This is a genomic window from Pseudomonas sp. Pseusp10, assembly GCF_059492225.1.
In genome coordinates this window covers 5,380,365-5,398,191 of the sequence record NZ_CP168528.1, presented here as the reverse complement: position 1 = coordinate 5,398,191, position 17,827 = coordinate 5,380,365, and the positions used below count along the sequence as shown (strand labels likewise).

Below are 17,827 nucleotides of genomic sequence, written 5' to 3'. Positions count from 1 at the left end.
CCATGATCAGCGACTTTCGTAACCGCTTGCGCAAACAGACCGGTAAACCCGCCACATCGCAGGCTAACCAGCCGGGTGACGACCTGCTGGATCCGGCAGAGGAAATAATGGCGTGGGAGCGCGCAACTCCGGACGTTCTTTACGAAACCAAAAGTCAGGTCACCCCGGTGGAAGCCGAGTGGCGAGAAAAGATCTACCAGCAGTTGCTCAAGGTCATGGACCTGTCCTTGCTGGACTCCCTTGAACAGGCTGAGGCCGCGCGGCAGATTCGTGATATTTGCCAGCGCCTGCTCGATGAACATTCTGCACCGGTGAGTACGTCCAGCCGCCAGTTGATCATCAAGCAGATCACCGACGAGGTGCTCGGCCTTGGTCCTCTGGAACCATTGCTGGCTGATCACAGCGTGTCCGACATTCTGGTCAACGGTCATGCCTCGGTCTATGTCGAGCGCTTTGGCAAACTGCAACGCACCGATGTGCGCTTTCGCGATGATCAGCATTTGCTGAACATCATCGACCGCATCGTCTCCAGCCTGGGTCGGCGTATCGACGAGTCCTCGCCGTTGGTGGACGCCCGGCTCAAGGATGGTTCGCGGGTCAACGCGATTATCCCGCCGCTTGCCATCGACGGCCCGAGCGTATCGATCCGGCGCTTTGCGGTGGACCTGCTCAATACCGACAGTCTGATCCAGGTGGGGACGTTGACCCCGGCCATTGCCCTGCTGCTCAAGGCGATTGTCCGTGGGCGCTTGAACGTGCTGATTTCCGGCGGTACCGGTTGCGGCAAGACCACCATGCTCAACGTCCTGTCCAGTTTCATTCCGCACAACGAGCGGATCGTCACCATCGAAGACTCGGCTGAACTGCAACTGCAGCAACCCCATGTGGTGCGCCTGGAAACCCGGCCTTCGAATATCGAAGGGCGTGGCGAGGTGAGCCAGCGGGAGTTGGTGCGCAACAGCCTGCGGATGCGTCCGGACCGCATCGTGATCGGCGAAGTACGCGGCGTCGAGGCGCTGGACATGTTGACAGCAATGAACACCGGCCATGACGGCTCGTTGACCACGATCCACGCCAACACCGCGCGCGATGCATTGGGGCGGATCGAGAACATGGTGTCGATGACTGGGGCGACCTTCCCGATCAAGGCCATGCGTCAGCAGATTGCATCGGCCATTGATGTAGTCATCCAGCTGGAACGTCAGGAGGACGGCAAGCGCCGCCTGGTCAGCGTGCAGGAGATCAATGGCATGGAAGGCGAGATCATCACCATGACCGAAATCTTCTCCTTCGCGCGCCATGGCATGGGCGAAAACGGCGAAGTGCTGGGTGATTATCGGCCCAGTGGCATGATCCCCGCCTTCCGTGATGTGCTGGCCAAGCGCGGTATCGAGCTGCCGCTTACGATGTTCAGGCCTGAATGGATGGAGGCACGGTAATCATGAGCCAGGTTCCTGGTGAATATATTCTGATGTTCCTCGGTATGGTGTTTATTGCCGTCTTCCTCCTGTCCCAGGGCGTGGCAGTGCCGGTATTCGGTGAGGCCGGCAAGATGCGCAAGCGCATCCGCGGCCGCTTGCATGTATTGGAGAAGGCCAACAATCTGCCCAATATGCAAACGGTATTGAGGCAGAAGTACCTGACGCGTTTGTCGCCACTGGAGGCCAGGCTTGAGCAACTGCCCTTTATGGAAGCATTGACGCAAATGATTGAGCAGTCCGGGCACGAATACCGGGCCTATCGGGTATTGCTGCTCGGGCTGGTGCTGGGGGGCTCGGCGGGTATCTTGATCTGGATGGGCTCGTCAGTCTGGTGGATGGCGCTGATCGCGGGTTTCGCGGTCTTCTGGTTACCCATACTGAAAATCTCTCGTGACCGTGGCAAGCGTTTCGCTGAGTTCGAGGAAGGCCTGCCGGACGCGCTGGATGCCATGTGCCGCGCTTTGCGCGCCGGACACCCCTTCAACGAAACCCTGCGCCTGGTGGCCGAGGAACACAAGGGGCCGGTGGCTCATGAGTTCGGCCTGACCTTCGCCGATATCAACTATGGCAACGATGTGCGCCGGGCCATGCTCGGCCTGCTGGAGAGGATGCCCAGCATGACGGTGATGATGCTGGTGACCTCGATCCTCATCCATCGCGAGACCGGCGGCAATTTGACTGAAGTGCTGGAGCGTCTGAGTCGCCTGATCCGCGGGCGCTTTCGCTTCCAGCGCAAGGTCAAGACCCTGTCGGCCGAAGGGAGGATGTCGGCCTGGATACTGGTGGCCATTCCCTTCGTGCTGGCGGGGGCGATCGTGTTCACCACCCCTAAATACATGCCGTTGCTGCTCAATGATCCGGTGGGCCATAAGCTGATACTCGGGGCTTTTGGTTCCATGTTGGCCGGGATTTTCTGGATTCGCAAAATCATCCGGATTCAGGTTTAAGCGGGGTTCACTACCGGGAGGTACAGGTCATGGATTTTTTGCTCGGGTTGTTCAGTCGGGTCACGGGGAACGAGGAGATGGCGCGCCTGTTGTTCCTTGGCGCGATCGGTTTGAGTACGGTGCTTGCGGTCGTCGCTGTGATCTTGCTGATGCAGGGGCTTCAGGACCCGGTGCAGCGTCGTCTGACGCTAATCAAGCGTGGTCATTTAGGTAACACGACCGGGCAGGAAGCACCGGGTAATCTGCAGCTGTTGCTGGAGCGGGTCGGCCAGCGCTTTGCCTCGGCCGAATCGGCTCAGACTTCGGTCACCCAGACCCTGTTGATGCATGCGGGGTACCGCTCCTCGTCGGCGGTGCAGATGTACTGGGCGGTACGCTTGATGTTGCCCCTGTTATTGATGGGTATTGCGTTGCTGCTGTTGCCGATGATTCCCAAGGTTTCCCTGATCATGGGGCTGCTGTTGGTGGTCTTGATGGCTGGAGTCGGATGGTTGATGCCAGCGCTGTATGTCGCAAAGCGCAAGCAGATGCGACAAGGCCGACTGCGTGCCGCGTTTCCGGATGCACTGGATCTGATGGTGGTGTGCGTGGAGTCGGGCCTGGCCTTGCCTACGACCATCGAACGGGTGGCTGAGGAGATGTCGGTCAGTCAGGCCGAACTGGCTGAAGAACTGGCCATGGTCAATGCACAAATCCGCGCGGGCATTTCCAGTACCGAGGCGCTCAAGCAACTGGCTGTGCGCACTGGCTTGGATGACGTACAAGGGCTGGTCAACCTGTTGGCGCAGAGTATCCGTTTTGGTACCAGTGTGGCCGACACCTTGCGCATCTATGCCGATGAGTTCCGTGACCGGCGTACGCAGGCCGCTGAAGAGATGGGGGCGAAAATTGGCACCAAAATGATATTCCCGCTGATTTTTTGTCTGTGGCCGAGCTTCTTCCTGATAGCCATTGGCCCCGCCATGATCGGGGTACTCAAGGCATTCGGTAAGTGAGCAGGAGTGGCTTGCCGTCGAACAGGATGGCTGTACTGCATAAGAACGGGATGGAGCAGGCGAATAGAGTGCATTCACTCCAATCGCTTGCTTCAACTTGTAGTACCTGGACTGTATTTTCCTACACTCGTGATTGAGCCTGGCTTTTTAGCTAGGCCACTCTGGACTACGCCAGAGGCTGATCACCCATCGACAGGCCTCAGTTGCCGATGGTCATTTTTCCCGCTGCATCCTGGTCATAAAATTCCGGAATCGGGTAGTTGAAGCTATTCAGCCAGCGCTGCATGGCCAGGTCGCGTTCGGTGGCCGAAGCGGTTTGCAGTTTAGGGGAGGCAACCACGCCGCGAATCTGCAACTGCAACCACTGTTCGGTGCCTTGTTGATACGGCGAGGAGGGGCCCGGCTCAATAGCCCAGGCAGTGGTGGACAGGCAAGCCATGCACAGGATCAACAGCCTTTTGGTACTCATCTCGACTCCTCGTACGTTCTACTTGTTCGCACTGGAAGAGGTATCGGCTACCTCGGTTCCGCGATTGCCCTCGCTAGCCACCACTTTTTTGGCGGAGGCCTTGAGTTTTTCCGCGCGGGTTTGAGCCTCTACGACTTGCTTGGGGCTCAAGTCGGCGCGGGTCACCAGTTCGGCAGCCGCCTTCCAGTTATCCTGGTATATCAGCAGCGTCACCATATTGAGTGCCGCCAGTGTGTTGGCCTGCTTGAGCTCCATGGCGGTCATGAACTCAAAGCGTGCTTCAGGGATCCGTCGCTGATTGAGATAGACGACCCCCAGGTCATTGCGCATCCTTTCGTCAGTGGGGGCCATCTTCACCGCACGCTCGAGGTGAGTGGCGGCGCTGGCGTTATCATTCCTGGCGGCGGCCAACTGGCCCAGGCCATGTTCCCCTTCAGCCGCCAGACAGGTGCCGAGCAAGCTTTCGTACAACGGCTGCGCGTCGCCGCTACGCCCCATCAGGCGCAGCACCCGAGCCTTGCGCAGGCGAACCTGGACCAGGTTATCGGGCAAACCTTCCAGATTCGCCAGGCTGGCATACAAACGGCCTTCGTCGGCCATGCTGTCGGCCAGGTTCAGGGACAGTTCTTGTTCCGAACCGGGCTTGGCACAGCTGGCCGGTCGCGAAGACAGGCCATTGCTGGCACAACCTGCGAGCATTAATGTCGCCGCTATTGCAATGACTGCTTTCATTGAAGGTCCTCTGGCTACAACAGGTTGAACGCCTGGCCAATGGCAATAAGGCTGGCCCGGCCAGCGTGCAACGTCACCGTTACGAGTGAGGGCGAGACAAGTCCGGTTCAGGCTCCGGCTCATTGCGAAAGCCCGCTACGACTGTCGAAGTCGCCATTCTCCAGGAAGAACATGCGGTAGAAGTTCGGGTCGTAATTACGCAGTTGCTCGCCAGGCAATGACGGTAGTTGTGCATTGGCCGCCAGTGGCTGGACCAGATGCGGGGTGACAACCATCAGCAGTTCGCGCTCTTCACGGTTGATGGTGTTGTCGCGGAAAAACGCGCCCAGAACCGGGATATCGCCCAGCCCCGGAAACTTGTTCACCTGGGAATCGTTGTGGGTGCTGATCAGGCCGCTGATGACGAAGCTTTCGCCGTCGGCCAGGGAGATGCTGGTATCGGTACGGCGCACGGTCAGGGCCGGGACGACCGTGCCGGCGATGCTCACGGCGTTGGTGAAGTCCAGCTCACTGACCTCCGGTGCCACCTTCAGCGCGATACGGTTTTTCCCGATGATGGTCGGCGTCAGGCTCAGGCGGATACCGAATTCCTTGTACTCGATGGACACGCTATCGCTGCCTGAACTGGGCACCGGAATCGGTATTTCACCGCCAGCCAGGAAGCTCGCACTCTGCCCGCTGAGCGCTACCAGGCTTGGCCGCGCCAGGGTGTAGGCGAAACCACTACCTTCCAGCGCGTTGAGCGCCACCAGGGTATTGCCGGTAGCAAACGTGAGGTTGAACTGGTCGTTTCTCACCGGTATCGACGGCGTGACAATACCGCCGATGGTGGGCAAGGTTCTCGGCGAGCCGAACAGGAAGTTGCCGCGGATGCCGAAAATCGAGGCGGAGGCTTCCTTGAGCTTGGTCCGGCTGACTTCAACGAAGCGGATATCGGTCTGCACCTGGCTCGGCAGCAGCGGGTCGTCGGAAGGCACCGACGGCACGCTGGTCAGCGCCGCTGTGGCTTTACCCTTGACGAACACCATGCTTTGGCGCGGCGTTTTCGAGCAGGCGGTCCAGACCATCAGGCTGGTGGTCCCCGGCGCAAGGCCCGTGAGTATGAAAGCACTGCTGCCGCTGGGTTGCACGTCGGCAATTTTCGGGTCACCCACCGCCAGTTGCGTTACCGGAACGGGGCTGCGCAGTTCACTCTGCAGCCCCTGACCGACCTCGTACGTTGTCGGCCAATTGTCCAGTTGCGGGCAATTGGCCGGCGCGGCCTGAGCCGCATCCACGCTGAGGCCCACCCAGAACAGGCCATGGATAATTCGCTTGAAAGCGGGCTCGGTACGAAAGCTCATTAAGTACATCCTCACTGGATAGGCCGTCTTTAGGCGGACTGAGTTGTCTCGGATCACTTCACGGGGATCGGGCTATCCCCCCCCATGCGCCAGACCCGTTATCCATGGCCTTGGGGTTACTCCTTGCGTGCGACACACGAGCGGGCGCAATTCGCTGGTCTGGCTGGACAGCGAGCGACCTTTGCTGAAACGGTTTTTAGTGATCCGGTTACCTGGACTGCCCGCCAGAGCGATACTTGCGGCCATGGACGGCGGTGTCCGACGACCTGGTTCCCCCGGAAAGTAATCGGCAATGCAGGTACAGAGCCGGAAAACGCCTGCCAGGATCATGGTGAGGTAACTCCTTTTGCCAATCCGCTGTCTGATCACTGAAGCCGACGTGGAAAATCGAGCCGTCATGACTTCTTATTGTTTGAAGGTAGTTCAATCAAACCAAAGTGCCATGAGTTAAACGAAAACTATTGGTGCAAAGGCTGGAGACAGGCGGGTGGGCAGGGTCGCAGCGCAGTGCAGTTGCCCGATGTCGAAGGGGTGTGCCGAGGCAAAAAAAGGCCCGCCAGTCTGACTGAGCGGGCCTTTTGCGTTCCGGGCAATGCTGCATCGATAAAATCAGGCGTCTCACCAACGCCCTGTGCTCAGTCGACCAGGTAGTGGACGGACAGCGTGCCTTTCTTTTGCGAAAGGCTGTTGATCGTGACCGCGCCCAAATCTTTCAGGCTACGTACATGGGTGCCGCCGCAACCGTAGGCGGGCAGTTCTCCGAAGCCGATTTCCCGGACACCTTCGCGCAGTGAGGTCAGGCGCGGCAGGTTGTGGTCGATCCACTGTCCGATGCCGTGCTCAATTGCCTGGGCCTCAACATCCTGCGGTGAATTGCCCGGCTTGAATTGCACACGGCCTTCACCAGGCCAGTGATGCGCCTTGATCGGTATCCAGCCCATGGCTTGTACAAAGTGGCCGATCAAATGCCCGGCCGAATGCATGCGCGTGTTGAACAACCGGCACTGCTCGTCGACGCGGATTTGCGTCATGCCGGTTTTTACCGGTCGGTCGACAAAATGAATGATCCGCTCGGGATCCTGAATCACGCGCAGCACCTGGCTTTCGCCGATCCAGCCAGTGTCCGAAGGCTGTCCGCCGCCTTGAGGGTGGAACAGGGTCGCTCGCAAGACCACGGCAAACTCGTTTTCGTGGGGTGTGCATTCCAGGACTTCCACGTTGGCCTTGAGCTCATCACTATGGAAAAAAAGGCGCAGCGTCATATTTCAGGCTCGAATTGAATTTCTGTTTTTTATTATAGGAAACCTGTAAATACGTGATAATCAGGCCAAACATCAAAGGACTGTTGCGCTGTGAGCATAAATCTTCTGCTGCCGCTGCTGGGTGAAATGGCGATTTTCGTCAAGGTTGTCGAGGTGGGCAGTTTCTCCGAGGCGGCTCGTCAGTTGGGTTCTTCGCCCTCGGCGGTCAGTCGCAGCATTTCGCGTCTGGAGAAGGCGCTCGCCACCCGCTTGCTGCAACGAACCACGCGCAAGTTGCGCCTGAGTGACGGTGGCGAGGAGGTGTTCAAGCGCTGCCAGGAAATGGTCAATGCCGCCCGGACGGTGATGGAAGTCAGTGGTCAGTTCACGGATGAGCCCGAGGGGCTGGTGCGTATCAGCGTGCCGAAAGCAGTAGGCCGAATCGTGATTCACCCGCACATGCCGGAGTTTTTGCGCCGTTATCCCAAGGTGGATGTGGAGCTGTTGCTTGAGGACCGCCAGGTCGATCTGATCGACGATCACGTCGACCTGGCGATTCGCATCACTGACCGGCCGCCTGCGGGGCTGGTGGGACGGCGATTACTGACCATCGATCATTTGCTCTGCGCCACACCGCAGTATCTGGCCGAGCACGGTACGCCGACTCACCCCCATGACTTGCTCAATCACAGTTGCATTTACTTGGGCGAAACCCCGAGCGATGCGCGCTGGAAATTCAAGAAGGGTAGCCAGTCGGTCACCGTCGGTGTGCGTGGGCGATATGCCGCCAATCACACCGGCGTACGTTATGGCGCGGTGTTGCAGCACATCGGGATTGGCAGCCTGCCGTATTTCACGGCGCGCCATGCCCTGGAGAAAGGGTTGATGGTGCAAGTGCTGCCGGACTGGACCTTTCTGGCGTCCTACCACGGAGGTGCCTGGTTGCTGCATTCGCCAACCCGATACCTGCCGCCAAAGCTACGGGTGTTGATCGATTACCTGGTGGAGTGCCTGGAGAAGGAGCCGACGCTGGGCAAGCCGGGTAAGTCGAATGGTCCGGGCTGGTCGCCATCGGAGTATGAACTACCGGAGAGTGACGGCTTGTTCTGAGCGAAAAAAAGGCCCGCATGTTCAACCATGCGGGCCTTTTGCATGACCAGTCGAGGATCAGTGCTTGCTGTCCTGGTTTGACATCGCCAGCAGTTGTTTTTCCTGGTTCCAGTCGAAAGGTTCGTCGTTCTGTTCGGCTTCGAAGCGGCGTTCTTCCAGTGCCTGATACAGGTCGATTTCATCATCGGGCATGTAATGCAGGCAGTCACCGGCGAAATACCACAACAGGTCGCGCGGAACCAGGTGAGCGATTTGCGGATAGCGAGTGATGACCTGGCACAGGATGTCCTGGCCCAGGTACTGGCTTTCGATCGGGTCGACAGGCAGTAACGCAAGCAGTTCGTCGAAGCGCTCAAGGAACAAGGCATGACTTTCGTCGGGAACCTGCTCGGCCTCACCTACGGCGACCAGGATACTGCGCAGGTGGTCGAGTAAAACGAGATGATCGGCAACGATGTTGGACACGAGATAAGTCCTCAAGAGCAAAACGGGCGCGGAAGTATAAAGCGCCCGCGCCCGTTTTTACATGTCTGGAGGGATCAGCGGACTTTTCCCTTGGCCAGTGCCAAAGCCTTTTTGTCAAAGTCATCGACATCGATCACCTTGCGCCGGGCCGCTTCGGCTTCACGCAGGGTTTGGGCCTCCACCGGCTGCAACACGCCAGCCTCGAGCGCGGCATCGATCACCGACTCACCGGCCAGCGGTTTGACCTGGCCACTCTTGAGTGCCACGTGCAGCTTTTTCTGCAGTGGCTGTGCGGCGCTCAACAGATTGCAGGCGTGTTGCAATGCCCCGACCGGATCGTCGCTCGCTTGTGGGCGATAGCAACCCTGGAGCAATTCCTCCAGAGCAGGGTCGCCCTTGGCGCGGCCAATCAACGCAGCGACTTCGGCACCGAGTTTGTCCGATGGCCCTTTGTGCCGGCGACCGAACGGGAACACGATCACCCGCAACAGGCAGCCCACGACTTTGTTCGGGAAGTTGCTCAGCAGTTCATCCATGGCCCGTTCCGCCTGCCCCAGGCTTTCCTCCATGGCCCAGGCCAGCAGCGGCGTCATGTACGGCGGTGAGTCGAGATCGTGGTAGCGCTTGAGTGCGGCCGAGGCCAGGTAAAGGTTGCTCAGCACGTCACCCAGCCGTGCGGACAGACGTTCCCGGCGTTTCAACTCACCACCCAGCAGCATCATGCTGAGGTCGGCGAGCATGGCGAAAGCAGCGGCCTGACGATTGAGTGCGCGGAAGTAACCCTGGCTGAGTTTGTCGCCCGGGGTGTGTTCCAGGTGCCCGAAACCAAGATTCAACACTAGCGTACTGGCGGCGTTGCCCACGGCAAAACCGATGTGCTTGAGCAGCAGCTCATCGAATTCTCTGAGCGCCTGATCCTTGTCTTCACGGCCGGTGAGGGCCATTTCCTTGAGTACGAAGGGATGGCAGCGAATCGCGCCCTGGCCGAAGATCATCAGGTTGCGCGAGAGAATGTTTGCGCCTTCCACGGTGATGAAGATCGGCACGCAGTTCCATTTGCGGCCGAGGTAATTGTTCGGCCCCATGATGATCGCCTTGCCGCCGTGCACGTCCATCGCATCGTTGATGCAGTCGCGGCCGCGCTCGGTCAGGTGGTACTTGAGAATCGCCGACAGTACCGACGGTTTCTCGCCCAGGTCGACCGCATTGGTGGTCAGCATGCGGGCGGCGTCCATCATCCAGGTGTTGCCGCCAATGCGCGCCATGGCTTCCTGAATGCCTTCGAAAGCGGCAATCGGCACATTGAACTGCTCGCGAACCTGAGCGTATTGGCCCGTCACCAGGCTGGTGAACTTGGCCATGCCGGTGCCCACCGCCGGCAGGGAAATCGAACGCCCGACCGACAGGCAATTCATCAGCATCATCCAGCCTTTGCCGAGCATCTCCTGGCCGCCGATGAGGAATTCCAGCGGGACGAACACGTCCTTGCCTGAGTTCGGGCCATTCATGAATGCGGCGCCCAACGGCAGATGGCGGCGGCCGATCTCGACGCCTGCGGTGTCGGTCGGAATCAGCACCAGGCTGATGCCCAGGTCTTCCTTGTCGCCCAGCAGGTGATCAGGGTCGTAAGCCTTGAAGGCCAGGCCGAGGAGGGTGGCCACCGGGCCGAGGGTGATGTAACGCTTTTCCCAGTTCAGGCGCAGGCCGAGGACTTCCTGACCCTGCCATTCACCTTGGCAGATCACTCCGGAGTCCGGCATGCCGCCGGCGTCGGAGCCGGCCAGCGGGCCGGTAAGGGCAAAGCACGGGATGTCGTCGCCGCGTGCCAGACGTGGCAGGTAATGATTGCGTTGTTCGTCGGTGCCGTAGTGCAGCAGCAATTCGGCCGGGCCGAGGGAGTTGGGGACCATCACGGTAGTTGCGAGGTCGCCGCTGTGGCTCGCCAGTTTCATCGCCACTTGCGAGTGGGCATAGGCAGAGAAACCCTTGCCGCCAAACTCTTTGGGGATGATCAGGGCGAAAAATCCGTTGTCCTTGATGAATGTCCAGGCTTCGGGTGGCAGGTCCATGGATTGACCGAGCTGCCATTCACTGACCATGGTGCAGAGTGTTTCGGTCGGCCCGTCGATGAAAGCCTGTTCCTCTTCATTCAATTGCGCTTTGGGATAGGACAGCAGTTTGCTCCAGTCCGGACGGCCACTGAACAGTTCGCCGTCCCACCACACCGTGCCGGCGTCGATGGCATCGCGTTCGGTTTGTGACATGGGTGGCAGGGTTTTCTGGAACCAGTTGAACATCGGCGCGCTGAGCAATTTGCGGCGCAGGTCGGGCAGCAGCAAGGGCGCGGCGACGGCGGCGATCAATACCCAGTAAACCAGCAACAACCAGCCCGGCGCACGGCTGAAAGCGCCCATTGCCACGACATAGACGGCCACGATGGTCAGGGCGGGCAGCGGGGCGATGCGGCGGTGGGCCAAATAAGCAATTCCGACCAGCAGAACCAGTATCCACAACAGCAGCATAATCATTCCTCCGTGAAACCAGGGCGAACCAGCCCACAGAGCTTAGACCGCATCCGCGAAACAGGCTGGTTGGAGCGATGTGATTGGAATCGTGGGAAACCCCGGATGATTTTCGTGCGACAGATGGGCCGCAAACGTGAAAAAAACGTTCATTGAGCGAGCGGCAAAGCGCCCATGTTTGGCCGAAATGTCGTTATCTCTGTGCTGAAGCTCTCGCTAGACTCGGGGCTTCCCCAGGAGATTATTCTCATGCACGAGTATCTGAGCCCCGGCCGCTTCATCGATAGTGACCATCCGTCCGTGGTGGAGTTCGCTGAAAAACACCGCGGCGCCAGTCGCGATCCGCTTGAACAGGCGATCAATCTCTATTACGCCGTGCGCGAAGCGGTGCGCTACAACCCGTACACATTCAGTCGCGATCCGCAGACCCTGCGCGGTAGTTATGCATTGGCGGCCGGGGAGAGTTACTGCGTGCCCAAGGCCACGTTGCTGGCCGGTGCCGCGCGGCATTGCGCGATTCCCGCGCGGATCGGCCTGGCGGATGTGCGCAATCATTTGTCGACGCCACGGCTGCTTGAATTGCTCAAGAGCGACATGTTCGCCATGCACGGCTACACCGAGTTTTATTTGCAGGATCGCTGGGTCAAGGCGACACCAGCGTTCAACCGCAAACTCTGCGACCTGTTCAATGTGGCGCCGCTGGAATTCGACGGGATCAACGACAGCGTTTTTCATCCCTTCAACCGCGATGGCGCGAAGCTGATGGAGTACCTCGTCGATCACGGCCAGTTCGCCGACGTACCTGAAGCGTTCTTTTTCGAACACCTGGAAAAATGCTATCCGCACCTGTTCGGTGAGCAACAGCAACCGCTGTCGGGTGACATGCAGAGCGATTTGAGACGCGCCTGATCCGGCGTATGCTGCCTGCCCACTTACCGAAAAAGAGGCGGTCATGCTGAAGATCTGGGGTCGGAAAAACTCATCGAATGTCAGAAAGCCATTGTGGGCCGCCGAAGAACTGGGCCTGGCCTACGAGGCTATCGATGCCGGTGGCGCCTTTGGTGTCGTCGATACACCCGAGTACCGCGCGATGAACCCCAACGGTCGGGTGCCGGTGCTGGATGACGATGGTTTTGTGTTGTGGGAATCCAACGCCATCGTGCGTTACCTGATGGCCCGTCACGCCGACGGCACGGCCTGGTATCCGGCGGATCTGCAAGCCCGCGCCAGCGCTGACAAATGGATGGACTGGACCACCTCAAGCTTTGCCGGCCCGTTCCGTACCGTGTTCTGGGGTGTGCTGCGTACCCCGGCAGACCAGCAGGACTGGCCTGCCATCAAGGCGGCGATCAAGGAATGCGACACGCTGCTGGCGATGGCCGATCAGGCGTTGGCGAGCAAGCCCTATCTGTCCGGAGACGAGATCGGCATGGGCGATATTCCCCTGGGCAGTTTCATTTATGCCTGGTTCGAGATGCCGATCGAGCGTGCGCCACAACCGCATCTGCAGGCCTGGTACGCACGATTGAAACAGCGTCCGGCGTACCGGAAAGCCGTCATGACTGCGTTGACTTAATACTCACTATCGACACACTTGACTGTACTTGTGTGGCGGCGACAAGCACCATTGCGCACATGCGACGTGGTTGCAATGCGCGCCGCCCGCCCTTACCTGACCCTTTCTTCCCTTCTTGGTGCGTAAATCAGATATGAGTTCCGCTCTGTCCATCCGGCAGCTAACCAAAACCTACGGCAACGGTTTCCAGGCCCTGAATGGTATCGATCTGGATGTCGCCGAAGGTGACTTTTTCGCCTTGCTCGGCCCGAACGGCGCCGGCAAATCCACGACCATCGGCATTCTCTCGACCCTGGTGAACAAGACCAGCGGCACGGTGAATATCTTCGGTCACGACCTGGACAGGAATCCTGCGCAGCTCAAACGCTCCATTGGCGTGGTGCCTCAGGAATTCAACTTCAACCAGTTCGAAAAGACCTTCGACATCGTCGTAACCCAGGCCGGCTACTACGGCATCCCGGCGAAAATCGCCAAGGAACGCGCCGAGCAGTACCTGACCCAGCTGGGCCTGTGGGACAAGAAGGACGTGCCGTCGCGTTCGCTGTCCGGCGGCATGAAGCGTCGGCTGATGATCGCCCGCGCCCTGGTTCATGAACCGCGACTGCTGATCCTCGACGAACCGACTGCCGGGGTGGACATCGAGCTGCGTCGCTCGATGTGGAGCTTCCTCACCGAGCTGAACCAGAAAGGCATCACCATCATCCTCACCACCCACTATCTGGAAGAGGCTGAGCAGTTGTGCCGTAACATCGGCATCATCGACCATGGCACCATCGTCGAGAACACCAGCATGCGTCAGTTGCTCAGCCAACTGCATGTCGAAACCTTCCTGCTGGACCTCAAGGGCGTCCTGCCAGCCGCGCCTCAATTGCTCGGCTACCCATCCCGGCTGATCGACAGCCACACCCTGGAAGTCCAGGTGGACAAGTCCATGGGCATCACCGCGCTGTTCACCCAGCTGGCGCAACAGAACATCGAAGTGTTGAGCCTGCGTAACAAAACCAATCGCCTCGAGGAGTTGTTCGTGTCCCTGGTGGAGAAAAATCTGTCGAAGGTGGCGGTATGAGTTCCGAGCTGCGCCCCAACCTCGTTGCCCTCAACACCATCGTTTACCGTGAAGTCCGGCGTTTCACCCGGATCTGGCCGCAGACCTTGCTGCCGCCGGCCATCACCATGGTCCTGTACTTTGTGATCTTCGGTAATCTGATCGGTCGGCAAATCGGTGACATGGGTGGCTTCACTTACATGGAGTACATCGTGCCGGGGCTGATCATGATGTCGGTGATCACCAACTCCTACGGCAACGTGGTGTCGAGTTTCTTCGGGAGCAAGTTCCAGCGGTCCATTGAAGAACTGATGGTCTCGCCGTTGTCGCCGCACACCATTCTGATCGGCTACACCCTGGGCGGCGTGCTGCGCGGTTTGATGGTGGGGATCATCGTGACCCTGCTGTCGCTGTTCTTCACCCATTTGCAAGTGCATCACCTGGGCGTGACCATTCTGGTGGTGGTGCTGACCGCGACGATCTTCTCGTTGCTGGGTTTCATCAATGCGGTGTTTGCGCGCAATTTCGATGACATCTCGATCATTCCGACCTTCGTGCTGACGCCACTGACCTACCTGGGCGGGGTCTTCTACTCGATCACCTTGCTGCCGCCGTTCTGGCAGACCGTGTCCCTGGCCAACCCGGTGCTGCATATGGTCAACGCATTCCGTTACGGCATTCTCGGCGTATCGGATATCCGCATCAGCGTGGCGATCGCCTTCATGCTGGTGGCGACCGTGGTGCTGTATCTCGGTTGTGCACGGTTGCTGGTCAGCGGGCGCGGGATGCGTACCTGAGGACGACCGAGTCGTCTGTATCGTCGGAACGCCGCCCGGAGCAAGCCCGCTCCCACAGGTTTCTGGTGTGAATGCGATTCATGTCACTCAGCAGATCCTTGTGGGAGCGGGCTTGCCCGCGATGGCGTCAGTCCAGACCCTGCATAAAAAATCGGCCTCCAAATGGAGGCCGTTTTGCATTTATCTCATCCGGCTCTTCTTGCGCCGCTTCCATTGTCTGGCCACCCACCAGCGCCAATACGCCATTACCATGAAGTAGGACAGCGCACCGAGTGCCAGCCCCGTCACGACCGAGCCCAACAGAAACGGTTGCCACAAGGTCGAGATTTCTCCCCTGATCCATTCCCAGGTCAGCGAGTCCGGCAACTGTCGGGCGGGAACGTCCATCAGCCAGGCGCCGGCCTGGTAGGTGCAGAAGAATACGGCGGGCATGGTGATCGGGTTGGTCAGCCAGACCAGGCTCACGGCAATCGGCATGTTGCCGCGCACGATGATGGCGAGAATTGCCGCCAGCAGCATCTGCAGCGGGATCGGCAGGAACGCGGCGAACAGACCCACCGCCATGGCGCGGGCAACGGAGTGGCGGTTGAGGTGCCACAGGTTCGGGTCATGCAGCAGCGTGCCGAGAAAGCGTAAGGACTTGTGTTCCCTGATGCTCATCGGGTCTGGCATGTAACGTTTGAATAAGCGCCGGGGCATAAGGCTTCTCGGTCGGTCAAGGCGGCAAGTATGTCTGGATTCTATGAGCTGCCCATTCAGACTTTGTGACAATTATTGACGACGCCCATGCGACGGGCGGGCTAAGCCTTGAAGGGTACTCTCAAGGACGGGCTTATGCGCACAGGGATGATGGCGCTGGCGTTGGGTCTGCTGACCTTGCGCTTTTTACCGGCATTGCCGCCGGTCTGGTTGTGGCTGGCGATGCCGGTGGCGGGTTTGATGTTGCTGCCGTTCAGGACCTATCCGGCGGCGTTTTTTCTGTTTGGCTTGAGTTGGGCCTGCGCGAATGCGCAGTGGGCGCTGGATGACCGCTTGCCGCCGGCCCTGGACGGAGAAACCCGCTGGGTCGAAGGGCGGGTCACAGGTTTGCCCAGGCATGACGACAGTGTCGTGCGTTTCGAATTGACCGATATCCAGTCCCGACGTACCCGGCTGCCGCGGCAAATGCGTCTGGCCTGGTATGGCGGGCCGCCGGTGAACAGTGGCGAGCGCTGGCGCCTGGCCGTCAAGTTGAAGCGCCCGGTCGGGCTCCTCAATCCGCAGGCCTTCGACTACCAGGCCTGGTTGCTGGCACAACATATCGGGGCGACCGGGACGGTCAAGGACGGCGAACGCCTTGCGCCAGCCCAATGGGCCTGGCGTGATGCAATCCGTCAGCGTTTGCTGGCGGTGGATGCCCAAGGGCGAAGCGGCGCGCTGACGGCATTGGTACTCGGGGACGGCGCCGGGCTGAGTCGCGAAGACTGGCAGGTATTGCAGGACACCGGCACGGTGCATCTGTTGGTGATTTCCGGGCAGCACATCGGATTGCTGGCGGGCGTCGTGTATCTGCTGATTGCCGGCCTGGCCCGCTTTGGGCTATGGCCGAACCGTCTGCCATGGTTGCCCTGGGCGTGTGGCCTGGCATTCGCCGCTGCGCTCGGTTACGGGATGCTGGCCGGTTTCGGGGTGCCGGTGCGACGGGCCTGCCTGATGATTGGAATGGTGTTGTTGTGGCGTCTACGGTTCCGTCATCTCGGAGCATGGTGGCCACTGTTGTTGGCACTCAACGGCATTTTGCTGCTGGAGCCGCTGGCGAGTCTTCAGCCTGGTTTCTGGCTGTCTTTCGCGGCCGTGGCCGTCTTGATATTGACCTTTGGCGGCCGGTTGGGGCCGTGGCGTTGGTGGCAGACCTGGACCCGTGCCCAATGGCTGATTGCAATCGGACTGTGCCCGTTGTTGCTGGCACTGGGGTTGCCAATCAGTCTCAGCGGGCCGCTGGCCAATTTGTTCGCGGTGCCCTGGATCAGTCTGGTGGTCCTGCCGCCGGCGTTGCTCGGGACGCTGTTGCTGCCGGTGCCTTATGTGGGGGAGAAACTGCTTTGGCTGGCTGGGGGCTTGATCGACGGGTGGTTCAGGGGATTGGGGCTCATCTCCGGTCAGGTTCCCGCGTGGGTGCCCGCGGCAGTCCCGCTATGGGCCTGGCTAATCGGTGTCATTGGCACTTTTTTGCTCTTGCTGCCGCGGGGCGTACCGATGCGCCCGTTAGGGTGGCCCATGCTGTTGATGCTGGTTTTTTCGCCCAGGCCGATGTTGCAGGAAGGCATGGCCGAAGTCTGGCAACTGGATGTCGGTCAGGGTCTGGCGATTCTGGTGCGCACTCGGCATCACACGTTGCTGTATGACGCCGGACCGCGTTTCGGTGAGCTCGACCAGGGGGAACGGGTGGTGCTGCCGGCATTGCGCAAACTGGGGGTGAAGGGGCTCGACCTGATGCTGATCAGCCACGCCCATGCTGATCATGCCGGCGGTGCCCCGGCGATTGCCAGGGGCTTGCCGGTGAAACAGGTGGTCAGTGGTGAGCCGTCAGACTTGCCTGTGGAGTTGCAGGCAGAGCGTTGTGAGAGCGGTCGGCAATGGACCTGGGATGAAGTCGACTTCCAGCTTTGGCATTGGCCACTGGCCGGCGACAGCAATCAGAACTCCTGTGTCTTGCTGATCGAGGCCAATGGCGAACGGTTGCTGTTGAGTGGCGACATCGATGCCGCCGCCGAGAGAGCCCTGCTGGACGGTCCGTTGGCCCTGCCCACCGATTGGCTGCAGGCGCCTCACCACGGCAGTCGCAGTTCGTCGTCCATGGCCCTGTTGAATGTCCTGCAACCTAAGGGTGCGCTGATCTCCCGCGGGCAGGGCAACTCGTTTGGCCATCCGCATCCCACGGTCATCGCGCGTTATCAAAAACGTGGAATGGCGATCTACGACAGCGCCGAACACGGTGCCATTCGTCTGCAACTGGGGCGCTTCGAGCCGCCGTGGTCAATGCGTCAGGAACGGCGTTTCTGGCGCGATCCGCCGCCCTTGAAGCAATAACCGAGTGTTATCAAAGCCCGACCGGATGCGACATC

The 17,827-nt window shown here is 59.7% G+C and carries 16 protein-coding genes; 9 read left to right on the top strand and 7 right to left on the bottom strand.

All coding sequences use genetic code 11. From position 1 onward, the window contains the following. The first annotated feature begins 2 nt into the window (after nucleotides 1–2). Genes ACEN8Z_RS24600 through ACEN8Z_RS24590 form a run of 3 tightly spaced genes read left to right on the top strand, consistent with a single transcriptional unit; the run spans nucleotide 3 to nucleotide 3,423 of the window. Complete coding sequence (locus ACEN8Z_RS24600) at nucleotides 3–1,439, top strand: TadA family conjugal transfer-associated ATPase (RefSeq protein ID WP_495595961.1); 1,437 nt, start codon at nucleotides 3–5, stop codon at nucleotides 1,437–1,439. A gap of 2 nt (nucleotides 1,440–1,441) precedes the next feature. After that, nucleotides 1,442–2,428, top strand: a complete 987-nt coding sequence (locus ACEN8Z_RS24595; RefSeq protein ID WP_495595960.1) for a type II secretion system F family protein — start codon at nucleotides 1,442–1,444, stop codon at nucleotides 2,426–2,428. A 29-nt stretch (nucleotides 2,429–2,457) separates the two neighbouring features. Continuing rightward, a complete protein-coding gene (locus tag ACEN8Z_RS24590; protein WP_495595959.1) occupies nucleotides 2,458–3,423 on the top strand; it encodes a type II secretion system F family protein in 966 nt (321 codons plus the stop codon). A 199-nt stretch (nucleotides 3,424–3,622) separates the two neighbouring features. Here ACEN8Z_RS24590 and ACEN8Z_RS24585 read toward each other — a convergent pair whose 3' ends face one another. From ACEN8Z_RS24585 to ACEN8Z_RS24570, 4 genes are all read right to left on the bottom strand, one after another. After that, on the bottom strand, nucleotides 3,623–3,892 hold the full coding sequence (locus ACEN8Z_RS24585) for a DUF3613 domain-containing protein (RefSeq protein ID WP_495595958.1): 270 nt from the start codon (nucleotides 3,890–3,892) through the stop codon (nucleotides 3,623–3,625). Between the two features lie 18 nt (nucleotides 3,893–3,910). Continuing rightward, a complete protein-coding gene (locus ACEN8Z_RS24580) occupies nucleotides 3,911–4,624 on the bottom strand; it encodes a tetratricopeptide repeat protein (RefSeq protein WP_495595957.1) in 714 nt (237 codons plus the stop codon). Between the two features lie 119 nt (nucleotides 4,625–4,743). Then, the gene (locus ACEN8Z_RS24575) at nucleotides 4,744–5,967 is read right to left on the bottom strand and encodes a type II and III secretion system protein family protein (protein WP_495595956.1); all 1,224 of its coding nucleotides are present in this window, start codon (nucleotides 5,965–5,967) and stop codon (nucleotides 4,744–4,746) included. 635 nt (nucleotides 5,968–6,602) lie between these two features. After that, complete coding sequence (locus ACEN8Z_RS24570) at nucleotides 6,603–7,229, bottom strand: alanyl-tRNA editing protein (protein WP_495595955.1); 627 nt, start codon at nucleotides 7,227–7,229, stop codon at nucleotides 6,603–6,605. A gap of 90 nt (nucleotides 7,230–7,319) precedes the next feature. Here ACEN8Z_RS24570 and ACEN8Z_RS24565 point away from each other — a divergent pair, with 90 nt between their 5' ends. Beyond that, nucleotides 7,320–8,318, top strand: coding sequence for a LysR family transcriptional regulator (locus ACEN8Z_RS24565; RefSeq protein ID WP_495595954.1), 999 nt, complete (start codon nucleotides 7,320–7,322; stop codon nucleotides 8,316–8,318). A 57-nt stretch (nucleotides 8,319–8,375) separates the two neighbouring features. On the opposite strand, the gene ACEN8Z_RS24560 is transcribed toward ACEN8Z_RS24565, so the two are convergent. Beyond that, entirely contained in the window at nucleotides 8,376–8,783 is a 408-nt protein-coding gene (locus ACEN8Z_RS24560) for a PA2817 family protein (RefSeq protein ID WP_150705363.1), read from the bottom strand. 74 nt (nucleotides 8,784–8,857) lie between these two features. Next, nucleotides 8,858–11,305, bottom strand: coding sequence for an acyl-CoA dehydrogenase (locus tag ACEN8Z_RS24555; RefSeq protein WP_495595953.1), 2,448 nt, complete (start codon nucleotides 11,303–11,305; stop codon nucleotides 8,858–8,860). Between the two features lie 249 nt (nucleotides 11,306–11,554). Here ACEN8Z_RS24555 and ACEN8Z_RS24550 point away from each other — a divergent pair, with 249 nt between their 5' ends. The 4 genes from ACEN8Z_RS24550 (at nucleotide 11,555) to ACEN8Z_RS24535 (ending at nucleotide 14,723) form a co-directional block, all read left to right on the top strand. After that, on the top strand, nucleotides 11,555–12,214 hold the full coding sequence (locus tag ACEN8Z_RS24550; RefSeq protein ID WP_495595952.1) for a transglutaminase-like domain-containing protein: 660 nt from the start codon (nucleotides 11,555–11,557) through the stop codon (nucleotides 12,212–12,214). Between the two features lie 43 nt (nucleotides 12,215–12,257). Further along, a complete protein-coding gene (locus ACEN8Z_RS24545) occupies nucleotides 12,258–12,881 on the top strand; it encodes a glutathione S-transferase family protein (protein ID WP_495595951.1) in 624 nt (207 codons plus the stop codon). Nucleotides 12,882–13,014: 133 nt separating this feature from the next. After that, complete coding sequence (locus ACEN8Z_RS24540) at nucleotides 13,015–13,947, top strand: ABC transporter ATP-binding protein (protein WP_007996639.1); 933 nt, start codon at nucleotides 13,015–13,017, stop codon at nucleotides 13,945–13,947. After that, nucleotides 13,944–14,723, top strand: coding sequence for an ABC transporter permease (locus ACEN8Z_RS24535; RefSeq protein ID WP_007996641.1), 780 nt, complete (start codon nucleotides 13,944–13,946; stop codon nucleotides 14,721–14,723). The genes ACEN8Z_RS24540 and ACEN8Z_RS24535 overlap by 4 nt, the downstream gene beginning before the upstream one ends. Nucleotides 14,724–14,903: 180 nt before the next feature. Here ACEN8Z_RS24535 and ACEN8Z_RS24530 read toward each other — a convergent pair whose 3' ends face one another. Further along, nucleotides 14,904–15,422 (bottom strand): DUF2062 domain-containing protein, encoded by a 519-nt coding sequence (locus tag ACEN8Z_RS24530; RefSeq protein WP_007996643.1) that lies wholly within the window; start codon nucleotides 15,420–15,422, stop codon nucleotides 14,904–14,906. A gap of 135 nt (nucleotides 15,423–15,557) precedes the next feature. Between ACEN8Z_RS24530 and ACEN8Z_RS24525 the strand changes: the two genes are divergently transcribed. After that, nucleotides 15,558–17,792, top strand: coding sequence for a DNA internalization-related competence protein ComEC/Rec2 (locus tag ACEN8Z_RS24525; protein ID WP_495595950.1), 2,235 nt, complete (start codon nucleotides 15,558–15,560; stop codon nucleotides 17,790–17,792). The last annotated feature ends 35 nt before the right edge of the window (nucleotides 17,793–17,827 follow it).

What these genes read in the sequence shown, in the direction of transcription:
- ACEN8Z_RS24600 (WP_495595961.1), top strand. Translation starts at nt 3, where the DNA reads ATGATCAGCGACTTTCGTAACCGCTTGCGCAAACAGACCGGTAAACCC.
- ACEN8Z_RS24595 (WP_495595960.1), top strand. Translation starts at nt 1,442, where the DNA reads ATGAGCCAGGTTCCTGGTGAATATATTCTGATGTTCCTCGGTATGGTG.
- ACEN8Z_RS24590 (WP_495595959.1), top strand. Translation starts at nt 2,458, where the DNA reads ATGGATTTTTTGCTCGGGTTGTTCAGTCGGGTCACGGGGAACGAGGAG.
- ACEN8Z_RS24585 (WP_495595958.1), bottom strand. Translation starts at nt 3,892, where the DNA reads ATGAGTACCAAAAGGCTGTTGATCCTGTGCATGGCTTGCCTGTCCACC.
- ACEN8Z_RS24580 (WP_495595957.1), bottom strand. Translation starts at nt 4,624, where the DNA reads ATGAAAGCAGTCATTGCAATAGCGGCGACATTAATGCTCGCAGGTTGT.
- ACEN8Z_RS24575 (WP_495595956.1), bottom strand. Translation starts at nt 5,967, where the DNA reads ATGAGCTTTCGTACCGAGCCCGCTTTCAAGCGAATTATCCATGGCCTG.
- ACEN8Z_RS24570 (WP_495595955.1), bottom strand. Translation starts at nt 7,229, where the DNA reads ATGACGCTGCGCCTTTTTTTCCATAGTGATGAGCTCAAGGCCAACGTG.
- ACEN8Z_RS24555 (WP_495595953.1), bottom strand. Translation starts at nt 11,305, where the DNA reads ATGCTGCTGTTGTGGATACTGGTTCTGCTGGTCGGAATTGCTTATTTG.
- ACEN8Z_RS24550 (WP_495595952.1), top strand. Translation starts at nt 11,555, where the DNA reads ATGCACGAGTATCTGAGCCCCGGCCGCTTCATCGATAGTGACCATCCG.
- ACEN8Z_RS24545 (WP_495595951.1), top strand. Translation starts at nt 12,258, where the DNA reads ATGCTGAAGATCTGGGGTCGGAAAAACTCATCGAATGTCAGAAAGCCA.
- ACEN8Z_RS24540 (WP_007996639.1), top strand. Translation starts at nt 13,015, where the DNA reads ATGAGTTCCGCTCTGTCCATCCGGCAGCTAACCAAAACCTACGGCAAC.
- ACEN8Z_RS24535 (WP_007996641.1), top strand. Translation starts at nt 13,944, where the DNA reads ATGAGTTCCGAGCTGCGCCCCAACCTCGTTGCCCTCAACACCATCGTT.
- ACEN8Z_RS24530 (WP_007996643.1), bottom strand. Translation starts at nt 15,422, where the DNA reads ATGCCCCGGCGCTTATTCAAACGTTACATGCCAGACCCGATGAGCATC.
- ACEN8Z_RS24525 (WP_495595950.1), top strand. Translation starts at nt 15,558, where the DNA reads ATGCGCACAGGGATGATGGCGCTGGCGTTGGGTCTGCTGACCTTGCGC.